Origin of the sequence: Micromonospora sp. NPDC002389, assembly GCF_040296095.1 — a bacterium.
GTDB lineage: Bacteria > Actinomycetota > Actinomycetes > Mycobacteriales > Micromonosporaceae > Micromonospora.
Genome location: NZ_JBEOWP010000010.1, coordinates 16,457 through 39,337 on the forward strand (window position 1 = coordinate 16,457; position 22,881 = coordinate 39,337).

The window sequence follows — 22,881 nt, forward strand, 5'->3', positions numbered from 1 at the left end:
ACCCGGCCGGATCACTGCGCGCCGCCGTACCGGTCCGCCCGGCCGGATCACTGCGCGCCGCCGTACCGGTCCGCCCGGCCGGATCACTGCGCGCCGCCGTACCGGTCCGCCCGGCCGGATCACTGCGCGCCGCTGGAGCACTCCGCGCCGCCGGACCACTCGGCGGTGCCGGGTCCAGACCATTCCGCGCTGCCGGGTCTGGGTGCAGGTCGGCGACGAAGGCGTCGATCTGGCCCTTGGTGAGGCCGGGCATGCAGACGATGTGACTGATCGGACCGTCGGTGGCCAGGAGCCACTTGCGGCGTACGGATGCGGGCGGGGTGTCGAGGACGACGGTGAAGGCGTGCGGGTGCCGCCAGGCGGGCCAGCCGACGGCGGTGAGCCGGTCGACTGCGTACGCGGCGAGGCGGCGGGCCTCGCTGACCCGCCACCGGTGTCCCTCGCGGCCGTGGGTGGCGATGGCGTGCCAGAGCAGGGCGGCGGCCAGGCCGCAGCGGGAACCGGTGACCGTGGTGTCCACGGTGTCGGTGTAGGCGACGGGGGTGCCAGAGGAGCGGAGTCGTCCACGGAGGAGGACGACGCCGCACGGGGTGGGCGTACCGAAGAACTTGTGGCCGCTGATGGCGATGCTGTCGATGCCGCTGGACGGGTCGAGGCGGAGCCGACCGTCGAGGGCGAGCGGGATACCGGCGAGGGCGGCGTCGACGTGCAGGTGCCCGCCGGCGGGGTGGGCGGCCAGGACGGAGTGGATACGGTCCGGGTCGTCGACGGCTTCGGTCATGGTGGTGCCGGCGGTGGCGACCACGATCGCCGGGCGGGTGGGTCGTCGGCGGAGCTGCGCGGCGAGGTGCTGGTGGTCGATCTCGCCGTCGGGACGGGCGGGTACCGGGAGACGCCGGGCACCGAGGATGTCGAGGATCTTGGGGATCGAGTAGTGGGCGGCGGTCGAGTGGTAGACGACCGCTCGGGGATGACGGCGCTGGGCGGCGTGCAGGGCGGCCAGGTTGCCTTCGGTGCCGCCGGTGGTGACGTACCCCCATCGGTCGTCGGCGGGCATGGCCAGCAGGTCGGCGACCCAGGCCACGACGGCCCGCTCCATGGCCTTGGTGTGGGCGGCGCCGCCCGGGTCGGTGGCCGGGTCACCGATGTTGTTCCACAGCCGCCGGCCGAGCCGCGCCATCACCTCACTGTGGTCGAGGTCGACCGCGCCGGGGAAGCCGATGCTCGTCGACGCGGCGGCGTCGGCCCGGTCGACCAGATGACGGAGTACGGCCGCCACGTCGATCCGGTCGCGCCCCAGGTCGACCAGGTCCGCGTCCACGACGGACGGCAGCGTCGGGGTGTCGGTCACGGGCGTTCCCGGGGGAGCAGGTGGGCGGCGAGGACAGTGTGCAGCGACCCGAGTGCCCGCCACACCTCGCGGGTGTGCTGGTCGCCCTGCTCGATGAGGTCGTGGTGCGGGTTGTAGTGGGTGATCCGGTCGGGGTCGAGGGTCCGGGTGCAGCGGATGCCGTCGACACCGAGACGGGCGTGCGGGTTACGGTCGACGTGCAGGGCGGTGCCGTCGGTCAGCAGCGCGTAACACTGACCCTTGAGGTCGAACGCGGACAGCCGCCGACCGCCGGCCGGCGCGTCGCGCAGGGTCCGGGCGACCTGGTGCCAGCGGCCCTGGTCGGTGTCGAGGGTGGTGACTCCGACACCGACGTAGACGGCACCGGCCGGTGGGCTCATGTCGCCACCGTTGACCATCGACCGGTACGGCCCGAGGGGATGCCACCGGTCGCCGGTGGCGGCGCAGCGGGCCACGTTCTCGGCCGCGATGTCGGCCAGCTCACCGAGGAGCCGGGGCAGGTCGTCGGCCTCGGGCGAGGACAGCCACAGCCGGTACGCGGTGTGTAGCCGGTAGCCGTGCGGTTCGGTCGGCGCGGCGGAGACGAAGAACAGCATCACCCCGTGCGGGCCGAGCGCGTCCCGTCGCCCGTAGCGCTGGTCCGCCTCGACGAGGTGGCCCACGTTGAGCCGTTTGGTCCGGAAGACGATCTGCCGGCGCAGGTCGGCCCAGCGTCGGGCCTCCGGCGACACGGTCGTGGCGTGTGTGGTCATCGACTGCCCCGTTCAGATCGCCACGTCGACGGAGTCGGGCACGGCGTTGGTCCTCGGCGTGCCGCGACCGATGCCGGCGTACACGTCGGGGCGGCGGGCACGCAGGTGCCGGGCCCACAGCCCGCCACCGACCGCCGCGCCGAGAAGGACCAGCGGCAGCAGGTACGGGTACGGCGAGCCGGGTGCGGCACCGAGCAGCGACCCGACGTTGCCGACCATCGCGGCCAGCAACGCCGACCCGGCGAACACCCCCAGGGTGGGGGCGAGCCGCCACTCCCAGCGGCCCGGCCGGGGACCGCGTACGGCGGCGGGGGCGGTCGTCGCGGCCACCGACGCGACCAGCAGCAGACCGAGCAACCCCATCGCGCCCAGGGTGGACAACCAGGTGAACATGATCGCCAGCGGGTCGGCGCCGTGCAGCGCGAACGCGGCCACCACGACCGCCGCCACGGTGCTCTGAGCCAGCGAACCACCGCGCGGCGCGCTGACCCGGGTCCCGGTGCCGGACTGCGCGAGGCGGGCGGGCAGCACCTGCTCGCGGGCCATCGCGAAGACGTACCGGGCGACGACGCTGTGGAAGGCGAGCATCGAGGTGAGGATCGCGAGCACCAGCAGCACCTCCGCCACCGGCGGCCACCCGCCGCCGACCCGGGCCAGCACCGCGAACGGCAGCTCGGCCGACGGGTCGGCGGCCAGCGCGGCGACGTCGCCGGGACCGACCGCGACCCCCATCGCCCAGGCGGCGAGCGTGTAGACGGCACCGAGGACGACCACCGCGCCGACGGTGACCCGACCCAGCGACCGGCGGTCGGTGGTCTCCTCGACCAGCGAACCGGGGGCGTCGACGCCGGTGAACGCGGCCACGCAGAACGCGACCGCACCGCCGACACCGCTGACCGCCAACCCCGACGCGTCGAAACCCGCCCAGGACAGCGCGCCGCCGGCCGGTCGCGCCACGGCGGCCAGCACGAACACCGCGACCACCAGCAGCGACGCGGCCAACACCGCGACCAGGAACCGGGTGGACAGCACGATGGCGCGTACCCCGAGCACCCCGACGACGGCCAGCGCGAGGCCCGCCCACACCCACCACGCACCGCCGAGCCGCGCGGCCACCGTCGCGCCGAACAGCCCGTACAGGCTGATCTGGATGGCGTTGTAGGCGACCAGCGCGACCAGACCGGCGGCGACACCCGCGCCACGACCCAGCCCGTGTGCGGCGATGCCGTAGTGGGCGGCCGGGTGCCCGACCTGCCGGGCCATCGCGGTGTAACCGACCGCGAGCAGCGCCACCGCCCCGGCCACCAGCAGGAACGTCAACGGCAGCGCCACCACGCCGGTGGTCGCGTAGGTGGCGGGAACACCACCGACGAGCACCACCAGCGGCGCCGAGGCGGCGGCCCCGAACACCCACGACCCGAAGGGCGTGAGGGTACGGCGGGCGAGCGCCACCGGCACGTGCGCGGAGCCGGTCAGGGTCGGCATGGCAGATCCTCCTGGGAGTGTCGGGGAACCGGGACGCGGTGCACGCGTACCCGGCGGGGCAGAACGCTGTCGTGGTGGGGCGAGGCCCGCCACAGCCGCCACAGCACCGGACCGCCGCCGTCGAGCCGGACCGGCGTGCGCGGTGCGTAGCCGAGTCGCGCGAGCAGGCCGGTCCGGGGCCGGTCGGTCACGATGTCGGCGTACGACGGCAGGGCGTGCGGGTCGATCAGCCGGTGGCGGGCGGCGAGCAACGCCTGCCCGGCGTGCTCGTCCCCGGCCAGGTGGGCGAGCCGGTGGTGCGGTCGGTGCGGATGCACCGCGTCGGTGTGCGCGTGCAGCAGCACGAACCGGCCCGCGTCCCGCCCGAGCGCCCGGTGCAGACCGAACGGTGCTGCCGTAGCCGGCGCGGGCGGGCCGAGCCGGGGACACCAGACCGCCACGGCGGCGCGATCCCCGCTGGTCTCGACCTGGCCGTGGGCCAGGCCGTGCGCCACCACGAACCGGGCGTACGCGGCCAGCAGTGCCCGCCGCCGGACCGGGTCCGGCACCAGCCAGGACGCCAACCGCCCGCGCGCCAGATCGGCGGTGAGCAGCCCGGTCAACGCGGGCAGATCGGCGGCGGTGGCCCGCCGCACGGTGAGTCGTCGCACGTCACGCCTCCGCCGGACGGTCGACGGCACACTGGTCCCGCTGCCGCCCCGGCCGCCGCCCCCACCGCGCCGAGTCCCGGCCCCGCCCGAACGTGACCGCCAGGTGCAGGTCGGCGGCGGCGATGCCGGGGCCGGACAGCCGGGACCGGGCCGCCTCGATCAACGCCGGAGGCCCGCAGACGTACACGGCCTGCCCCGGCCGATGGTGACGCCGGGCGACCGTGACCAGGTCACCCCGGGCGGCCGGAGCCACCGCCGGATCGTCGGAGAACGCGGGCACCACGGTCAGCCAGTCGCGATGGGCCCGCTGGAGCAGGTCCAGGGTGGACGCGTCGTACAGGTCGAACAGGGTGCGCGCGCCCACCACCAACGTGACCCGCCGCCCGTCGGGGGCCGTGGCGACCTGTTCCACCATCGCCCGCAGCGGCGCCAGCCCGGTCCCACCGGCCGCCAGCAGCAGATCCGCACCGCCGGACGCCTCCAGCGACAACCCGACGTCGACCGCCGGACCCAACCAGAGCGCGTCACCCGGCCGGACCTGCGTCGCCAGCAGCGGCGACAGCGTCCCCGCCGACACACTGCGAACATGGAACTCCAGCGTCCCGTCCGGACGCGGCGCGTTCGCCGGGGAGTACCACCGCCACACACCCGGCAGCCGGGGCGTACCCACCGGCACCGCCTGCCCCGGCCGGAACCGCAACCGCCGCACCGGCCGGACCGTCAACACCACCACCCCGGCGACCGGCTCCACCCGCGACTCGACCTCACCGACCATCACCTGCGGCCCGTCGCCGACCGCCCCCGCCACCCGCTCCACCAGCCGCAACGCCCGCCGACACCCGCGTTCCCAGCGCCCCGCCGCGCCCGCGTCCCAGGCCGTACCCGAGAACCGGCCCACCGTGTCCACCAGCGCCGCGCTGATCGCGGTGTCGTGATAGGCGTGCAGCCCGAACCGCTGGTACATCCGCCCCAACACGGCCAGCGCCGCCCGCCGCCCCGCCGGATCGTCCCGCCCCGCGATCACCTGCCCGAGCGTGGTGAAGAACATCGGCGCGTACAGGTGCGGCAGAAACCGCACACTCCGATCCTCCATGAACGCCCAAAAATGATCACTGGCAGAGTCATCCGCTGCGATGGTGGCTGTCCAAGAAGATTCTTGAGTAGCCATTCTCCCGGCAATAGGCACGGATTGGCCTCCTCTCGATAAGCGCACTTCGCGGGATGCGCGAATGGCGCCCGGTGGCGCCGATAGAGCGACTTAAGTCGAGGCAAGGGTCTGTCGGCTAGATGTGTCCACTGTTCTCGACATTCCGATGACAAATCGCATCGCCAGGCTCAATTGCGAGACGGGCTCAGATGTATGTCGAAAGAATGTCGTGAAGGGCGCCATCCGGCAGGACCGGGGATAATGCTGGGTGGTTGCCGCCGTCGTCCACTTTGAGCGGCTGAAGGTTGAGCGCTCTAGTCGGTGAAGGCGGAAGGGTGGCGGTCGAGCGTCACCCTTGCAGTGGCAGCATTGCGATGGTCGTCCATCGGTAGGTGTGCGCTTCGCGTCGGAGGGCGATCAGCGTCACGTGGCGGACGGTGGTCCCTACGGGTGGCAGATGCCGCAGTTCGGCAAGTTGGTTGCGTATCGGAGCGATCGGCGCGGGCGAGCCGCTGTAGGCGATGGTGACGTGAGGCCGGAAGCCCTCGGCAGGCTCGGGCACCTCTTCCCAAACCTCGCCAATGGCCTCCCGAACCGCACAGCGCAGGCGCTCGACTTGGTCCCAGGGCTGAACGAGAAGACCGATGCCTTCGGCATCGGCATCGACCGGCCCGAGGGTCAGTCTCATCGGTGGCAGCGTGGCGCAGCGGTCGCGAGCCACAGCCACGATGTCGGCGACATCGGCGTCGCTGACCTCGTCGGTGAACCCGAGACCCTGCATGGTGAGGTGAAGGCCATCGAGCGGCACCAGGTCCAGACCCGGCAGGGCGAGCTGACGTTGGAGTTGAGAGACGAGGTCGTGCAGGTCGGGTTGATCGTCGAACGTCAGATGCCAGGTGTAGAACTGACGGTCTGCACGCCAGCCGGGACGCCAGTACCAGTGATCAGTAAGGCTGGTCAGCTTCCCGTAAGCGGTCCAGCGTTGACGTAAGCTGGCCAGTTCCCGACCGGTCATGATGGCGATGGTAGGCCCGGGAGGGCCAGTGCGCCGGGCTGAGTACGTGCGGACAGCAGTTCCGCGACGTGCCGTAGCTCTCGTTGCCGAGCGAACGGCCTGGCGGCGGCGAGGAACTGACGCGCGCGTTGGTGCACCGACTCGTAGCGCTGGTCTGCGGTGAGATCGAACGCCTCCAGCACCAGAGCGCCAGCCTGCTCGGGCTCGGGATCGTCACGGTGCAGATACGCGGTTGCCAGGTCGAGTCTGCTCAGAGCCTGAGGACCACGAAGCTCAGCGGCATCGAACGCGGTTATCGCGGTGGTCAGGTGGGTGGTGACATCAGTGCCGCTGCCGATTGCGAGATAGGCCGTTGCTGCGTTGGCCGCTGTCCGCGCCCGACAATAGGGGCCGAGAGCAAGACTCGCGCTGACCTGTCCATCGGAGGGGTAGGTGGACAGCAGGCCGAACGCTCGATCGACCGCGCTGTCAACGCCGTGTTGGTTCCCGAGTCGGGCGCAGGCCCGTGCCTCGCCGTTGACGAGCAGGCGGATCCGGTGTGGACTCGGACCAGCCAGGCGCAACCCGTCCTGGGCGTAAGCGAGAGCGTCGTGGTAGTCGCCGGTGTAGAAGGCTATGAGGCTCTGAGTGGCCCGAGCCCAAGCCCGCGCGTCAGGCTGCTCTGCCGCGTCGGCGAGGTCGAAAGCTTCGGCGGCATAGGCGTGGGCGACTCGAAACACGCCAAGATCCAAGGCGAGGACGCCGAGCAGCCCAGACAGATGGGCGGCGGCCACGTAGAGGCGTAGACGTAGCGGCGGATGCTGTCGGTCCGACATGAGCTGGTCAACATAGCCGCGAAGGGGCCGCATGCGAATCAGGAGCGCAGCAGGCGTCAACTTTTCGTTGTCGGCAATGGCTTGGCGGATCTCGCGCTCAAGATATGCCAGCCGAGCCTCGTCGTCGTCTGCCCCCCTCAAGGTCAGCCGGCGGGCGTCAATGCTGCCTACGTCCTCCCAGACAGTCGATCCGGTGTCGACGTCAGTGATCTCGGACTCGCTTCTTGCAGTCAACCCGATCGCCGAGAGGCGGCGTTGCCGACGATCCTGCTCCCCGATGCGGTCGTACTCGGCAGTGAGCATGCCGCCGGTCTCCAAGGCGTCATCGCAACGTACCCAGAAGGCGCGGTCAGGGTACTGATGGCCGGTCTCCGTGCTCGCCACCGAGCTGCGGCCGTACTGCACGAGCCGCGCGAAGCTGTGCTGGGTGTGATCCGCAGCCTTCCTCAACTGCGCGAGCCGGCGACCAAGATTACGCCGCGCGGTCGATGTCTCATTTCTGTCAGCCATCGCTGTCCCCTGGCTACCTGCGGACGCTGCGACCCCAAGGCCCGCATCTATGACTATAGAGGTTGGTATTTCGGCTATCAGTTGTGCTTCGAGGAGCTTCCAGGATTACCTTCCTGGGCATCGTCGGTGGGCTCATTATCCAATAGGGGGTCCGTCGCAAGGTGCTGTGCATGTCGGGATTTTGTCGGAGTTGCTGTCGGTAGTGGTCGATGGAGTTCGGCTTGAGGCGTCAATCAGCGGGACGGTGTTGCGCTCCCCGGCTGGGATCACCCCCGCGTGCGCGGGGAGCAGGCCGCGGCGGTGGACGCCACGCTGTGGGCGGCGGGATCACCCCCGCGTGCGCGGGGAGCAGCAGAGCTGCTGCTCAGACTGCCGGGCCGCCACGGGATCACCCCCGCGTGCGCGGGGAGCAGGGGCTGCGGGACTGCCCACCGGGCAAGGGCCTGGGATCACCCCCGCGTGCGCGGGGAGCAGGTACACCAGCCCCGCGCTCTTGGCCTGCGACAGGGATCATCCCCGCGTGCGCGGGGAGCAGGTCGCAGTCCCAGCTGGGGCGCAGCGGCTGGTGGGATCACCCCCGCGTGCGCGGGGAGCAGATCAAGGCCGGGTCGATCCTGGCGATCGAGCAGGGATCACCCCCGCGTGCGCGGGGAGCAGGTCGGCCGTGACGCCGAACAGGCTGCGGACGTCGGGATCACCCCCGCGTGCGCGGGGAGCAGCAGGCACCCCACCGGTCGTACAGGCGGCGGGCCGGATCACCCCCGCGTGCGCGGGGAGCAGGGGGTCAGCCCGGCAGCCTGCGCGGCGGGAATGGGATCACCCCCGCGTGCGCGGGGAGCAGGCGCGGATCGCTCGGGCGATCTTCTCGGCGAGGGGATCACCCCCGCGTGCGCGGGGAGCAGCCGAGCGAGGTCAAGCGCGTGCTCATGGCGAAGGGATCACCCCCGCGTGCGCGGGGAGCAGAGGGCGCAGGTGGTGACGCCGTTGGAGTCCTCGGGATCACCCCCGCGTGCGCGGGGAGCAGGGACCGGCCACCGCGACCGGCACCGGCCGCAGGGGATCACCCCCGCGTGCGCGGGGAGCAGTGCACGGTGCAACCGTTGGAGGTGTGGAGCATGGGATCACCCCCGCGTGCGCGGGGAGCAGAGTCGGACGTTCGCCCGGCGCAACGTTCGAACGGGATCACCCCCGCGTGCGCGGGGAGCAGTTCTTCTACGGGACGAACCAGTACGTTGAGAAGGGATCACCCCCGCGTGCGCGGGGAGCAGGAACCGCTGCGTACGGCCGGTCACCTGCTGCTGGGATCACCCCCGCGTGCGCGGGGAGCAGCTTGGGCAGGGCGGCAACGGCGGGTCGCGGGCGGGATCACCCCCGCGTGCGCGGGGAGCAGTTCGAGCGTCAGCAGTTGAAGGCCGTCGCCGACGGATCACCCCCGCGTGCGCGGGGAGCAGTGGCGTGCCTGCCTGTACGAGCGGACGGGCGAGGGATCACCCCCGCGTGCGCGGGGAGCAGTCCGTGTCGTCGAGCTGCACAGACGGTCCGTCGGGATCACCCCCGCGTGCGCGGGGAGCAGGACGTCCGAATGCTCGCCTGGGACTGGGTGGACGGATCACCCCCGCGTGCGCGGGGAGCAGACTTCTTGACCTGCGGCACTAAAGATCAAGTGTGCGGTTTTTCTTCACTTTGCTCCTCAAGATCACTACGCTCCTCGGTCTCGGGGTGACGAGTCGGGTCGGCGTTCACGTAAGCGTGGCGTACAGCGTAGCGGGCATCGGTGATCAGGCGTGTGCACCAACCGCGCGGACCGGTCTTGCCGCGTCCGTGAGATTCCGACTCCGGAGAGCCGTTGGAAGATCGCGTGCGATCGGGCAGCGTGCCATCGTGGGTGGACCGCTGACGAGACGTGGGTTACGGCGCTTCGACGGGATGGCGATGCTGTGAGGACTGTGCAGATCCGCACCTACCGCGTGCGTGAGGGGCGGCTGGACGAGTGGGTGCAGGCGTGGCGGACTCTGGTGGTGCCGTTGCGGCGCGAGTTCGGGTTCGAGATCCACGGGTCGTGGGTGGACCGGGAGCGCGACGCCCACGTCTGGGTCATCTCCTACGACGGGGAGCAGTCCTTCGAGGAGGCGAACGCCGCATACTGGGCCTCGTCACAACGTGAGCAGCTCGGTCTCGATCCGGCGGAGTATCTCGTCGGCGAGGAGGTTCGCACGGTGGAGCAGGTGCTCTAGCCGGCGGTGACGGGCAGCAGGTGGGCGCGGCGCTCGTCGGCGGTGAGCGTCCGGAACACCCGGTGTCGTGCCGCCTCGGTCATCTCCGCCAGGTCCAGGTCGACGGCCCAGATGCGGGCGGTGGCGTCGGCCGAGCCGGTCACGACGTGGGTGCCGTCGGCGAGCCACGCCAGGCAGGTGACCGCGTCGCGGTGCACGCCGATGACCTGGCCGTCGTGGTCGGCCTCAAGGTCCCATCGGCGTACGGTGTGGTCGTCTCCGCCGGAGGCGAGACGGCGGCCGTCGGGCGAGTAGGCGACGGCGCGTACCCGCCGGTCGTGGCCGGTGAGGACACGGGCCGGTGCGTGGGGGTCGGACAGCGACCAGACGCGGACGGTCCAGTCTGCGGAGCAGCTCGCGAGCTGCCGCTCGTCGGGTGACCAGGCCAGGCCGTCGACGTAGTTCTGGTGGCCGGCGAGTACCCGGCTGGTGGCGGGGTTCTCCATGTCCCAGATGCGGATGGTGCGGTCGTCGGAGCCGGAGGCCAGGTAGCGGCCACTGGGCGACCAGGCGAGTGCGCCGACCCAGTCGGTGTGACCGCGCAGGACGCCGCCGACGGTGCGGCCGGGCACGTCGACGAGGTAGATGGTGTTGTCCTTCGCCCCGGCCGCGAGTCGCGATCCGTCGGGGGAGAAGGCCAACGACTCGAACTCCACGCCGCCGTCGATCAGCACGTCGACGCGTGCACCGTCGAGCAGGCGCAGCGAACCGTCCTGGGCGGCCACGGCCACTCGGTCGCCTTCGCCGGCGAGGGCGGTGACAGCCGCAGGCAGTGTGTGGTCGGTGGCGTGGCGGCGTCCGTCGCGGTGCCAGCGGCGTACCGTGCCGTCGGCGGCACCGGCCACCACGTGCCCTGCGCCGTCCACGGTCAGCGCGGTGACGGCGGTCCGGTGGCCGGCGAGCAGGACCCGCTCGGCGCCCCGGGGATGCAGCGCCCAGATCCGGGCCGTGGTGTCGGCGGAGCCACTCGACACCCGGGTACCGTCCGGGCTGACCGCGACACACCAGGCTGTGTGTTCGTGTCCGCGCAGCTCGGCGACCTCCCGCAGCCGGTCGGCGTCCCAGACGTGCACGGTGCCGTCACCGGTGGCGAAGGCGAGCTGCTGCCCGTCCGGCGTCCACGCGACCGACCAGACGGCGGCACGCTGACCGCCGATCGCACTGTGCTGGGTGCCGGTGGCCACCTCCCAGATGCGGAGAGTGCGGTCCGCGGAACCGCTGGCGATCCACCGGCCGTCGGGGGAGTAGGCGACCGCCTCAACGAGGTCGAGATGGCCCCGCAGGGTGAGTGCCGGTCGACCGGTGGCCGGATCCCAGACCACCAGCGTCCGATCGTGGGAGGCGGTGGCCAGCCGGGTCGAATCCGGTGCCCAGTGCACACCCCACACGTCGTCGGTGTGCCCGGCGAGACTGTCGTGGACGGCCCAGGTGGCGGTGTCCCACAGGTGGACCAGCCGGTCACGGCTGGTGGCGGCCAGCCGGGCACCGTCCGGCGAGAACGCCACACCCCGCGCACAGTCACCGCAGGGCAGGACGGCGACCAGCGCACCGTCGTCCGCGTTCCAGACCCGGACGGTGGCGTCCCGCGACGCGGTCGCCACCCGAGCACCGTCCGGAGCGAAGGCCACCGCGTCGACCATGTCGGTGTGGCCACGCAGGACGGCGGCGACCGTGCCGGTGTCCGCATCCCACAGCCGGGCCGTGCCGTCCCGGGAAGCCGTCGCGACGTACGCTCCGTCGGGCGACCAGGCGACGCCCCGGACCGCGTCCCGGTGCCCGGGGAGTACGGCCTCGACGTGGCTGAACGCCAACGCGGACATCAGGGCCCGCGCGGCGGCCGGCGTGGTCGGGCACTCGGTCAACGCGGCCGTGGTCAGCAGGACCGCCAACTCCGGATACCGGTCGACGTTGGTCAGCGCGTACAGGCCGATCGACTCCGACACCCGCCGCAGGAACGCGGTGTCGCGGCGGCGGGACGCGTCCACCAGGTCACGCGCGGCCGGGGTGTCCTGCCCGGCCGACTGCATCGCCTCCAACCACTGCCCGGCCAACGCCAGCCGATCCCCGGTGAGCAGATAGTCTTGGCTGCGGCCGGAACGCTGCCAGTCGGCGGCCCACCGCTCCAACTCCGCCCGCCGCTTGAGATGCTCCGCCCGCGTCTCCACCTCCTGCCGCAACGGTGCCCACTGCCGGAACAACGCCTCGTGCGCCACCTGCACGACGCCGCCCGCGTCACCGTCGGCGGCAGAGGTGAGCAGCCGGGCATCGGTGAAGACGTCCACGATGCGGCGTTGCTCCGTCGACAGCTCGGCCAGCGGCACCCGACGCCGGGTCGGCTCCCCGCCGTCCATCGACACCAGGCGCAACAGGGTGGTGAGGATCAGCTCGACGTCGTACCGCGAGCGTAGCTCCGCCAGCACGGCATCGGCCTGCCGGGCGAGCGCACCGGTCACCCCACCGGACTCCCGATACCGCTGCCGGGTCACCGTGTTGCCGGGACCGACCGCCAGATACAACTCCTGAAGCAGGTACGCCAGCAGAGGCAACGCGTCCGGAGTGCCGGTCTCCTCGACGATCGTGTCGACCAGGCCCGGCGCGAACCCCATCCCCGCCAACCGCGCCGGCTCCTCGACGACCCGCACCAACTCACCCCGACGCATCGTGCCCACCGCCGTGGGCGCCGCGAACAACTCCGCATGCTCCCCGGCCAGCAACTCGGCCAGGAACTCGATGCGCAGCGTCGCCACCACCCACAGCCGACGGTCGGCGCGCAGAGCCGAGGCGACCTGATCCAGGAACAACCTCCGCTCCGCCGGCCCGGACAGGGTGACCAGCTCCTCCAACTGGTCGACGATCAGCAGCACCCGTCCGTGCCTGCTGCCGTGCTTGACCCGCCAGGCGCGTACCGCCCTGGCGAAAGCCTCCGCGTCCGACCACAATTCGCGCAGCACAACCTGCCGCTGCCCACCGGTCAGGCTCGCCGTCAACGCCGCCAGCCGCGCCACCGGTTCACCGGCCGGCGTCAGCGACGAGAGCACCTGCCAGCGGTGCCCCCGCAGCCGAGGCACCACACCCGCGTGCACCAGGGACGACTTGCCACTGCCGGACGCCCCGGTGACGCAGACGAACCGCGCCGCCGGCTCAGCGGACAGCACATGCATGCCCCGGACGAGGTCGGCCGCCAGGTCGTCACGGCCGAAGAAGACCGCCGCGTCCTGCTCGGTGAAAGCCGACAAGCCGGGGAACGGCGAGCGGTCCCCGCTCCAGACCTGCTTGGGAGTACGCGGACTCTCCCACCAGAGAATCAGAGCATTGCCGCCGACCAGCACCAATAACAGGACGATCAGTGCGGGGCCGGCGATGGTCTCGACCCAGGTGAAGACGCCGGAGTTGGTGGCCGCGTCGGTGGCCAGGCTTGTCGTGAGTTCGAGCAGCACCGCCGCCACGAGCAGGGACAGTTGCAGCGTCAGTGACGACCGCCCGCCGTGGCGCAAGCTTCCTCCCCCGTGAGGTCTGCGGAGCAGCCGCCCGCAGGGCATCCACGGTAGTCGACCAAGCGCCGTCCGTGACAGTGTGGCGGTCGGGCAAGCAGCTCTGCTGGATTCATCGTCGGTGCAATTCCTGGTTCAGGGCATCTCCTGTAGCGCTCCAGCACTGATGGCAGTCCCCAACACCTCTGGTAAGGATCCGTTAGCCCTGTTGACATGTATCTCGACGTGCCTGCTGGCCCGTGAGATCGCAAGGTAGAGCTGAGACAACAGATGCCTCGTCTGGGGCCACCTCGGGTGGCGCCGCGTTCGCGGTAAGCCAGCGACGATCACGGTATCGAACTGCAGCCCAGCGACGTACTCAGCCGGAGCGAGAACGACAGTGCGCTTCTCGTACTGCAGGCTGACAAGATCATCCCTGCTGCCCAGCACGTTTACCCGCACCGTGTCCGAGTCGAGCGCCACCTCCTCATAGAGATCCAGAGCATCCTTGTCTACGAGAACGACAGCCACTCGGCCGCCGTCGGGCCGATTAATCCAGCCGCGCGCAGCGCGGAGAGCGTTCCGCGCCTCGTCATGCGCGTCGGTATGCCGGTACAACGTGGGTACCGCCGACGACGGCGCTTCGGCGCGTGCCTGGTCTAAGTCGAGCTCCCAATCATCGCCGAGATCGAGTTGGGGCCAGCTCTTGTTGATGTGCCGCAACAGGGCTAGGACGGTCCGTCCAAAACGGTGCACGCGGGTCAGTGAGTGCTGCGTAACCTCGCCCATGATGGCACCGCTGCGCCCAGACTCCTCACGGGTTACGGAGCGGCCGGCGACGCCGGTATAAACGACTTCTGCCGATTGGCGTGGATCAAGTGCCATGAACATTTTGGGGTAGGTCTTAAAATCTTTCGTCAGATGGTGGAGTGCCCGGCGCTCCTGCTCGTTGAACAGATGTAGTTCGTCCACAAAAATGAGGTCGTATCCACCGGTCAGTCGCTGGTACTGCCAGCTACTCTTCTCAAGATCTTTCACGAAGTCATTAATAATTTGGTCCGAGCTGATCAAATTGTCAGCGCGTAGGCTGTCCACGTAGTGGCCATAGACAACGAGGATAAAGTCCTTTTCTGCGTCCTCCTCCAGGTCCATCATCCAAGACGCGCGTTTGAGTTCCCGGAACTCCTCAGTTGCGTCGTGTGTCCCTGGCGCGATCCCTTCCGGGCCAAGGACGCAGGCAAACTCGTTCAGCACGTCCCAGGAGAAGATCCTGAATTCATCGCTTTCGGGGTCGCTTTCAACAATTTGAGCGAACTCCGATCGAGTTCGGCTTCGATAGGCTGGCCAGTCCGTTTTGACTGCCTTGCTCAGCAGTGATTTAACGCGAGTAAATTGCTCCTGCTTGCCATCATGGCTGTCTTCACCGAGTGGCTCAAGTCCCGCAGGAAGTGTTGTGTTAAACAACATGCTACCGGCGCTAAACAAAGGGAAGACGTCGATCTCATCAATTGCGTTTCCGCCGTTCAGGGTTCGCAGAAGCTGATCGATCTGTGTCTCCATCGCCCAGCTGTGTGTCAGGAAAAGAACTCTAAGGGTCTTGCCTTCCATGCGTGCCTGGGTGACCTCGCGGATGGCCTTGAGTAGTAGGCAGAGTGTTTTTCCCGTGCCAGCGGGCCCTCGCAACTTGACCGGCGGCATCCGTTCAAGAAACTGGCGCTGGTCGTCGCTAAGGTGAGGCAGCCAATCTGCATATGTGCGACCACGAGACGTGGCATCGAACGTGGCGTTGAGCGCCACCATTGGGGACGCCAGATCAGACGACCTCGGGGTTCCGCTGAATCTTGTACGTGCCTCTTCGAGTGCCTCGTCCCAAAACAAGGAGGCTTCTTCGTACCAGGTGTAATCAGGGCGAAAGTCTTGTAGAGCTATGATGTGGTTAGGCGGTGAGAACCGCCAGAACAGCACGTCAACCGATTCTTGTGGTCTGTTTTCAACCGTCCATCGACTCATCCGGTCGGTCTTCGTTCGACGGCTGCCGAAGAACGAGAATAGGTTCTTGTGATGGAAGGCGTGCCAGTCGCGGGGCAGTGAAACCGGTGGAGCGGCCGCCACTATTGCCGCCCGGTGTACCCGCTCAAGAACCGACTTCTTCATCCATCGACTGTTTGCGACGCCAAAAGGCTCCTGATCCACTATCGCGATGCGCCGGGTGGCTGGTTCGTCGGATTCGTGAATGAAGTATGTGGTGTCGCCCAACTCTACGCGCTCGACCTGCCATTGCGAACACTGATCACCTGGCATTTCGGCGAACCACGAGGTCTCAGCCGAAACTAGACAAGCTTGCAGGGACGCAATGCTGAAGACGTAGTTGTCCGTCACGTTCTCTCCAACATGGGCTCAGGCGCTAGGCGGGAGTCGAGGATGCTGTCTCGCGCCAATTCGTATTCCACGGGCAGGCCGATCGAAGCGAATACATCGGCCATCTGCTGCGTTAGTCGGTACACGTATGGTGCGCGCAACGAAGAAGTGCGGTTGGCGACTATGCCACGCGCGTCCTTGTCGTAGTACGAGGTGGAGAGCTGGTGTAGCTGTGTCTCGCGTATAAGGCGGAGATACGCAACGTACCCTTCGGTGTGGTCCTGGTCCAAAGAGCTGAGGAAGAAGACGTCGCCAGGCAAATTCTTCAAACGGTCGCGCACGTCACTCAACAGTACTTCCGATGCGGACCTCTTCTTCGTTGCTGGGAGTATTGACGCTAATGCAACGAACTGCTCGTGATAAGTCGAGGACGTGCGCGCACTTTCGCAGACGGAGATTTCTCCGATCATTGCGGTGAGGGTTTCCCTGTCTTTCTGGCCTAGGTAACGAAGGTGTTGCGCTAGGTCCTCTATCCCGTTTTCAACGGTTGCGAGCACCTCGATGGCATGCGAGGAGAGTCCGGGTTCAATTCCTAGGTCCTTTTCGATCCTCCCCACCGTCTCGGACATTCTTGCCAGTGTGCGCTTGCGGCGGTCATCAGCGATTCTCGGAATTATCCGCCACGCTATATAGTCCCGAAGTGGAAGGATTGGTACGTACGAAATAATTCCGGCATGTTTGTCGTTGGCTATATCGCAATCGGCAGTTACGATTACTCCCGCCTTCCGCCATATGTCACTATCATTTCGGCGATCGCGGAATATGAAGATGTCGCCTTGACGGATGGGTGCGCCGTCGGCGACGGGTGTGCATTCAATTAATACATCGCCCATGGCGCCATCATTGTGCCATTGGTGCGGCTCTGTCAACGCACGTCGTCAATTCGGGCAATTGCCTAACTTGGGGTTAATTCGGATCTGGGGTGGTCGCGATCTGTCGTTGGTCTCGCGTGGGGGATGCGTCTGGGGCAATGAATGATCGGGAGCGGGCGGCCGGGGTGACTTTGCTTTGCTGGATGCGCTGAAGTCCTGTGATCGGGCTGCTCTCGTATCGATCGTGCGCCAGGTCGAGACGTCCACGAACATGTGCGGGACTCCGTCGCCTCGTGATGTCATTTATTTGACAGGAGGCTTTGCTGTTCGGAGTCGCACGCCCATCCTCGGTTCCTCGTGCACGACGATCTCCACCGTCCGCTCCTCGCGAGTTGGTAGGCGGTATCGACGGCGGAATCAGGACGGGTGGGCGTGGCCGTTGTGCCTCTGAGTGGTGAGCAGGTGGACGTCCGTGTCTTCTGGGGCAAGGCCGGCGTGGCCAAACAGGGCGAGGGAACCGTTCCGCATCCCCTGATCTGCCACACGCTCGACACCGCCGCCGTCGCCGAGCTGCTCTACGAACGGCTGCTCAGCGCCGCCTGCCGTGCGGAACTCGATGCCGCCTTCGCCCCGCTCGGCGGTGACACGGCCACCTGGGTCGGCCTGTTCTGCGGGGTGCACGATCTCGGCAAACTCTCGCCCGCCTTCCAGGCGTTGCGGGCCGATGTCGCCGCGAGGCTGCTTCCGCCGGAGGCGGTCGCACAGACCGACCGGCTGAGCCGGATCAGGGCCCGGGGCGGACGGACCGACACCCTGCACGGGATCCTGACCTGCCACCATGTCCGGCAGCTTCTGATCGAGTGGGGAGCCGAGCCCGCGACGGCCCGGACGGTGGCACAGGCGATCGGCGGGCATCACGGCAGCTTCTTCTCCGACAGCGTGCTGCTCGACGCCGAGGTGGCCGTGCCGGATCACGGCGGGCGGCGATGGGCGCGTTGGGCCGAGGAGTTGTTCTGCCGTACCGCCGAGTTGCTGGGGTTGCCTGATCCCCGCACGGTCGGCTGGTCGCAGGTGCAGCTCGGGACCGGCGGCGCGGTCGCGCTCGCCGGGTTGACCACGGTCAGCGACTGGATCGCCTCCGGATCGATCCGTAAGGCCACCCACGCCGGCAGCGATGTCGACCTGGTGGCGTATCTCCGGCTCGCGCGGGAGCGTGCCGTCGAGCAGGTCGTCGACCGGCTCGGATGGTCCGCGTGGCAGCCGGCGGGTGATCTCGGCTTCGTCGCGCTCTATGGGCAGCAGCCTCGTCCGCTGCAACGGGCCTGCGAGCGAATGCTCAGCACCAAGCACCGTCCGGGCATTCTGATCGTCGAGGCTCCCACGGGAGAGGGCAAGACGAAGATCGCGCTCCAGGCGACCTTCGGCCTGGTCGACCGGCTCAGGCTCGCCGGGTTCTTCGTCGCCATGCCCACCCGGGCGACCAGCAACCAGGTGTTCGACGAGGTCGACGCGCTGGTGGCCGGCGTCGACCCGACGTTGTCGGTGAAGCTGCTGCACGGCACCGCTGCCGAGCACCTGGCCGACCGGCGCGCTCGGACGGCCCGGTCGGAACCGATCACGGCGGAGCATGTCGGCACCGACGATCCTGCCGGCGCTCAGGACGCCGCCGTGCGGGAGTGGTTCACCAGGCTGAGGGCGCTACTCGCCCCGCTGGCCGTGGGCACCGTGGACCGCATCCTGCAAGGGGGCATCCGGTCCTCGTGGGCCCCGGTGCCGTTGGTCGGGCTCTCCAACCGGGTGCTGATCCTCGACGAGGTCCACGGCTATCAGGTGTACATGTCGACGATCCTGGACCGCATCCTGTGGTGGATGGGCCGGCTCGGGGTGCCGGTGATCCTGCTGTCCGCGACCCTGCCCCGGGTCCGCCGGGAGGCCCTGCTCCGCCACTGGTACGCCGGTGCCCGGCGATCACGTCCCGACGAGGTGGAGGTGAGCCTGCCCGCGCTGACCTACCCGCATGCCCTCTGGCTCGACGACCGGGGCGTTCCCGAGGTCGTGCAGGCGGAAGCCTCCGACACCAACGCGGATCGGCGCGTCGCGTTGCTCCAACTCACCGACGCTGACCTCACCGGGTGGGTGCTGCGGCAGGCGCGTGCCGGAAAAGGTGTCGCCGTCGTGCACAACCTCGTGCGGCGGGTCGACCACACGGTGGCGATGCTCGAAGAGGCGACGAACGGGCTGCCCGATTCGAAGCGACCGCGGATCGTGGCGTTGACCGGTCAGTTGACGGCGGCGGTGCGCGCCACGGTGGAGCAGGAGTTGCGCGAGCGGTTCGGCCGGGACGGCAGTCGGGCACCGGAGGCGGGGTTCGTCGTCGTCGCGACCCAGATGCTGGAGCAGAGCCTCGACCTGGACTTCGACGCGATGGTGAGTGATCCGGCGCCGGTCGACAGCCTGATCCAGCGGGCCGGGCGGCTGCACCGATTCCGGAAGATCGATCCTCAGTTACCGCCGACCCTCGCGGTGGTGGGTGTGACCGAGAACGACGCGGGCCCGACCTGGCCGCCGTACACCACGAACATCTATCAGGATGCGGTTCTGCTGCGGACCTGGGCCCTGCTGCGCGGTCGGCAGGACCTGCGGATGCCCGATGACGTGCCGGACATGGTGGACGCCGTCTACTCGGAGCCGGACCGGATCGTGTACCCGGCCGGTTGGCAGACCCGATGGCACCGCGCGCAGCAGAAGCTCGACCGGGCGCAACGCGCCGACCACGACATGGCCAAGGCCCTCTATCTCCCGCCCCCGACGGTGCCGGACGCGCTGTGTGAACTCACCCGACATCCACGCCACAGCGGTCAGACCCGCAAGCCGGACGGACGGAGCCGCCGCGATGGATGAGTACGGCGGGACCTCGGTTCTCGGCGAGGGGGTCGACGTGGTCGTGCTTCACGAGGAGAACGGGCGGACGGTGCCGGTGGCGGGCGTGCGCCCCGTCGACCTCGCCGACCCGGCCGACGGCGATGAATGGGAAGGGCTGTGGCGGGCGAAGAAGTTGCCCAGACCCAAGCTGCACGCCGACCGCTTCGAGCTGTTCGACGCCGTTCAGCCGTTCCTCCAGTGCCCGGCGGTGGCCGGTGTCCCGGCGTCCAGCGCGGCGAAGCTGGTGTCCTACCGGGCGGTCGGCAACAACACCACCCTCTTCGACCACACCACCGCGCAGGCCGAGGTGCGCCTGACGCCCGCCGAGGCCGCGCGGTGGCTGGTCACCCTCCAGGCGTACGACCCGGGCGGCATGAAGACCCCGTATGCGAAGGACAAGTCCTCCCAGGCCGCCCCCGTCAACGGCCTGGGAATGGTCCTGGTGGAGGGGAGCACGCTCAAGGAGACGTTGCTGCTCAACCTCGTGCCGTACCGGCCGGGCGAGAGCCCCCGGACGACCGACCTGGACGACCGTCCGGCGTGGGAGGCCCCGCCGCCCGGACCGGAGCCGGCGAAGCGGCACCCGAAGGGCTGGACCGACCTGCTCACCTGGCCGTCACGCCGAGTGTGGCTGGTGCCTCGGCAGATCGACGGTCAGACGCACGTCGACCGGGTGGTGATCACTCCCGGCACCCGGCTCTCCGGTGAGCTGGAAGAGCACGAGTGGATGGCCGCTCACCGCCGGCCGAGGATCAGAGAAGCCCGCACCACCAGGAAGGGCACCACCGCACCCAAGTACGGCCCCTGGTACGCCGTACGGCTCCAGGAGCACCGGGGGGTGTGGCGGTTCAGCCAGGAGATGCTGCTCGCCCCGGTCGCCTCCGAGGAACGGCACTGGCAGCGACCACTGGCCCTCGACCACGTCGCCGCGATGGTCGTGAAGGACGTGATCCCTCGGAAGGCCGTCTACACCCTGCGGGTCTTCGGGCAGCAGCTCGACAGCAAGGGTTCGGTCGTGCAGCAGACCATGGAGGAGACGGTCGCCGCCCCGGTCGCGCTGTTGCGCTCCGACCATCAAGTTGCCGGTGCGATCATCGGACGCAGCATCGAACTGGCCAACCTGGTCGGCAGCGCGCTCAACCAGATGGAGCGGCAGTACCGCGCGGAGTTCAGGTCGACCGCGTCCGTCGGTCTCGACCTGACGTACTGGCCACTGCTCTCCGGGCCCTTCGACACCTTCTTGCACACCCTCGCCGAAGCGTTGGACGCGGAGATCAGCCCGCGCCCGGCCACCGACGGTTGGGAGCACGCGGTGAGGCGGATCGCCTCCGAGGCCGCCGAGCGGTGGGCCGAGCGCGCACTGCGACACGGTCGCAGTCTCGACGTCGCCAGCCAGTGCTACGAGCAGTTCCTCGACCAACTCGACCACGACTTCCGCCCCAGATACCGCGGCTACCTCGCCCGCTACGTCGAGTAGGAGACGGCGCTCATGAACACACCACCGACGGTGGGTCAACGGCGGGACGCATTCGTGCACAGCCTCTACGGGCTGCACTACGCTCTCGACTCCGGAAACCCGCACAAGTCCGGTGAAGCCCGCCGTACGCTGGCCCGACTGCGGCGGTCCTTCACCGGCGGACGGCAGGAAGCCGAGGCGTACAACGTCGTCTTCCCACACGACCCGCCCGAGCGGGAGCAGCAGGTCTGGCTTCTCGTCGCCGGGCTCTTCGCCCTGTACCCACATGGCACGGCCCGAGGGCGCGGCCTGGGCCTCGCGATGCGCGACCTGGTCGAGAAGCGGTCCACGGCGGCGCGACGGTTCACCCAACTGCTCTCCGTCGACCCTCCTGCGCTGCCGCACTATCTCCGGCAGGCCATCCAACTTCTCCGTGCCGAGGACGTGGCTCTGGACTACCACCGGTTGCTCGCCGATCTGGTGGACATGCAGGAGTCAGCGGAGCAGGCGCACCGGACGCGGCTGCGTTGGGCCAGGGAGTACCACCGGCCCAAGCGTCCCACCACACCCACTGACCGCACCCACACCGACCCGGCCGAAGGCGTCGCCGCCGCGCCGGCCAACGCCTAGCCAGGAGAACCAGTGATCATCGAGTTGCATCTGCTCCAATCCTTCCCGGTGAGCAACCTGAACCGCGACGACGTCGGGCAGCCGAAGACCGCCACCTTCGGCGGTCAGGTACGCGGTCGTATCTCCAGCCAGTCGCTCAAGCGCGCCGCCCGGCTGCTCTTCAACCGCTACGGGCTGAGGCCCGACGAGACCGGGGTGCGCACCAAGCGACTCGTGGAGCAGGCCGCCGGGCTACTCAGGGACGAGCACCAACGCGATTTTGAGGAAGCCGTCGCGGTGGCCTCGTCGGGACTGCTCGCTCTCGGCTTCGGGCTCGACAAGCGGCGCAAGACGCTGAGCGAATACCTCCTCTTCGTCGGCACCGAAGCGGCCACGCTGCTCGCCGAGTACTGCGAGCGCGACTGGGACCGGCTGGCCGCCGACGCCGTGGACCGGGCCAAGGCCGCCGAGAAGAAGAAGGCCGACGCCACCGAGGAGAAGACGAGCAAGGTCAAGCCGGACAAGGCGACGCTGGACGCGGCAGCGCGGATTCTCGACGCCAGCCGCGTGGTGGACGTCGCGCTCTTCGGTCGCATGATCGCGGACAACAAAGACTTCAACGTGAGCGCAGCGTCCCAGGTCGCGCACGCGATCTCGACGCACGCCGTGGTCAACGAGTACGACTACTACACCGCCGTCGACGACCTCCAGCCGCAGGACGAGTCCGGAGCCGACATGATCGGGACGGTCGACTTCAACTCCGCCTGCTACTACCGCTACGCCAACCTGCACCTCGACCAGCTCGCCAGCAATCTGAGCGGCGACACCGAGCTGGTGGCGCGAGCGACGAGGGCCTGGTTGGAGGCGTTCATCGACGCCGTACCGAGCGGCAAGCAGAACTCGACGGCGGCCCTGACCCCGCCGGAGACGCTGCTGGTGGTCGTGCGGGACAGGAGCGCCTGGAACCTGGCGAACGCCTTCCTCAAGCCGGTCACCGGCAACGACCTGATGGTGACCTCCACCCAGCAACTCTTCGGCCACTTCAACCGGCTGCGCCGGTTCTACGGCGAGGACGACCTCCGAGCGGTGGTGGCCGCTTCGATCACGGCGGACGTGGCGGGGCTCGACGAGAGAGAGGTCGCACCCAGCAGGCACGAACTGGTGGCCCGGGTGCTGGCCGCGACGAAGGGCTGACC

The 22,881-nt window shown here is 69.1% G+C and carries 14 protein-coding genes, 1 pseudogene and 1 CRISPR repeat array; of the genes and pseudogenes, 5 read left to right on the forward strand and 10 right to left on the reverse strand.

The features are described 5' to 3' along the window. Positions 1-133 precede the first annotated feature (133 nt). The 7 genes and pseudogenes from ABT008_RS19845 to ABT008_RS19875 all read right to left on the reverse strand — a co-directional run. Positions 134-1,351: pseudogene (locus tag ABT008_RS19845) on the reverse strand (histidine decarboxylase); the annotation flags it as partial. Then, complete coding sequence (locus ABT008_RS19850) at positions 1,348-2,103, reverse strand: hypothetical protein (RefSeq protein WP_350697697.1); 756 nt, start codon at positions 2,101-2,103, stop codon at positions 1,348-1,350. The pseudogene ABT008_RS19845 and the gene ABT008_RS19850, both read right to left, overlap by 4 nt. Positions 2,104-2,115: 12 nt before the next feature. Continuing rightward, on the reverse strand, positions 2,116-3,588 hold the full coding sequence (locus ABT008_RS19855; RefSeq protein ID WP_350697698.1) for an APC family permease: 1,473 nt from the start codon (positions 3,586-3,588) through the stop codon (positions 2,116-2,118). Then, positions 3,576-4,238 (reverse strand): N-acetyltransferase, encoded by a 663-nt coding sequence (locus tag ABT008_RS19860; protein WP_350697699.1) that lies wholly within the window; start codon positions 4,236-4,238, stop codon positions 3,576-3,578. Before ABT008_RS19860 ends, ABT008_RS19855 begins: the two co-directional genes overlap by 13 nt. 1 nt (position 4,239) lies before the next feature. Next, positions 4,240-5,316 (reverse strand): FAD-binding oxidoreductase, encoded by a 1,077-nt coding sequence (locus ABT008_RS19865; RefSeq protein WP_350697700.1) that lies wholly within the window; start codon positions 5,314-5,316, stop codon positions 4,240-4,242. A 418-nt stretch (positions 5,317-5,734) separates the two neighbouring features. Next, positions 5,735-6,400, reverse strand: coding sequence for a 2'-5' RNA ligase family protein (locus ABT008_RS19870; protein WP_350697701.1), 666 nt, complete (start codon positions 6,398-6,400; stop codon positions 5,735-5,737). Beyond that, entirely contained in the window at positions 6,397-7,725 is a 1,329-nt protein-coding gene (locus tag ABT008_RS19875; RefSeq protein WP_350697702.1) for a helix-turn-helix domain-containing protein, read from the reverse strand. Before ABT008_RS19875 ends, ABT008_RS19870 begins: the two co-directional genes overlap by 4 nt. Positions 7,726-7,987: 262 nt before the next feature. Continuing rightward, positions 7,988-9,359: a CRISPR direct-repeat array (repeat unit 29 nt; unit sequence GGGATCACCCCCGCGTGCGCGGGGAGCAG). Positions 9,360-9,662: 303 nt separating this feature from the next. Here ABT008_RS19875 and ABT008_RS19880 point away from each other — a divergent pair. Further along, the gene (locus tag ABT008_RS19880; RefSeq protein ID WP_350697703.1) at positions 9,663-9,959 is read left to right on the forward strand and encodes an NIPSNAP family protein; all 297 of its coding nucleotides are present in this window, start codon (positions 9,663-9,665) and stop codon (positions 9,957-9,959) included. Here the strand turns inward: ABT008_RS19880 and ABT008_RS19885 are convergent. The 3 genes from ABT008_RS19885 to ABT008_RS19895 all read right to left on the reverse strand — a co-directional run bounded on the left by ABT008_RS19885 (position 9,956) and on the right by ABT008_RS19895 (position 16,455). Continuing rightward, positions 9,956-13,492, reverse strand: a complete 3,537-nt coding sequence (locus tag ABT008_RS19885) for an nSTAND1 domain-containing NTPase (protein WP_350697704.1) — start codon at positions 13,490-13,492, stop codon at positions 9,956-9,958. The genes ABT008_RS19880 and ABT008_RS19885 overlap by 4 nt on opposite strands. Positions 13,493-13,624: 132 nt before the next feature. Next, positions 13,625-15,847, reverse strand: a complete 2,223-nt coding sequence (locus ABT008_RS19890; protein ID WP_350697705.1) for a UvrD-helicase domain-containing protein — start codon at positions 15,845-15,847, stop codon at positions 13,625-13,627. Further along, the gene (locus tag ABT008_RS19895) at positions 15,844-16,455 is read right to left on the reverse strand and encodes a hypothetical protein (RefSeq protein ID WP_350697706.1); all 612 of its coding nucleotides are present in this window, start codon (positions 16,453-16,455) and stop codon (positions 15,844-15,846) included. Before ABT008_RS19895 ends, ABT008_RS19890 begins: the two co-directional genes overlap by 4 nt. 705 nt (positions 16,456-17,160) lie before the next feature. Between ABT008_RS19895 and cas3 the strand changes: the two genes are divergently transcribed. Genes cas3 through cas7e form a run of 4 tightly spaced genes read left to right on the forward strand, consistent with a single transcriptional unit; the run spans position 17,161 to position 22,879 of the window. Continuing rightward, a complete protein-coding gene (gene cas3, locus ABT008_RS19900; protein ID WP_350697707.1) occupies positions 17,161-19,599 on the forward strand; it encodes a CRISPR-associated helicase Cas3' in 2,439 nt (812 codons plus the stop codon). Then, positions 19,592-21,097 (forward strand): type I-E CRISPR-associated protein Cse1/CasA, encoded by a 1,506-nt coding sequence (gene casA / locus ABT008_RS19905; RefSeq protein WP_350697708.1) that lies wholly within the window; start codon positions 19,592-19,594, stop codon positions 21,095-21,097. The genes cas3 and casA overlap by 8 nt, the downstream gene beginning before the upstream one ends. A gap of 12 nt (positions 21,098-21,109) precedes the next feature. After that, positions 21,110-21,706, forward strand: a complete 597-nt coding sequence (gene casB, locus ABT008_RS19910) for a type I-E CRISPR-associated protein Cse2/CasB (RefSeq protein WP_350697709.1) — start codon at positions 21,110-21,112, stop codon at positions 21,704-21,706. Between the two features lie 12 nt (positions 21,707-21,718). Then, positions 21,719-22,879, forward strand: a complete 1,161-nt coding sequence (cas7e, locus tag ABT008_RS19915) for a type I-E CRISPR-associated protein Cas7/Cse4/CasC (RefSeq protein ID WP_350697710.1) — start codon at positions 21,719-21,721, stop codon at positions 22,877-22,879. The last annotated feature ends 2 nt before the right edge of the window (positions 22,880-22,881 follow it).

Excerpts from the sequence above, each read along its gene's own strand:
- ABT008_RS19850 (WP_350697697.1), bottom strand. The coding sequence starts at position 2,103 with ATGACCACACACGCCACGACCGTGTCGCCGGAGGCCCGACGCTGGGCC.
- ABT008_RS19855 (WP_350697698.1), bottom strand. The coding sequence starts at position 3,588 with ATGCCGACCCTGACCGGCTCCGCGCACGTGCCGGTGGCGCTCGCCCGC.
- ABT008_RS19870 (WP_350697701.1), bottom strand. The coding sequence starts at position 6,400 with ATGACCGGTCGGGAACTGGCCAGCTTACGTCAACGCTGGACCGCTTAC.
- ABT008_RS19875 (WP_350697702.1), bottom strand. The coding sequence starts at position 7,725 with ATGGCTGACAGAAATGAGACATCGACCGCGCGGCGTAATCTTGGTCGC.
- ABT008_RS19895 (WP_350697706.1), bottom strand. The coding sequence starts at position 16,455 with ATGTCCGAGACGGTGGGGAGGATCGAAAAGGACCTAGGAATTGAACCC.
- casA (WP_350697708.1), top strand. The coding sequence starts at position 19,592 with ATGGATGAGTACGGCGGGACCTCGGTTCTCGGCGAGGGGGTCGACGTG.
- casB (WP_350697709.1), top strand. The coding sequence starts at position 21,110 with ATGAACACACCACCGACGGTGGGTCAACGGCGGGACGCATTCGTGCAC.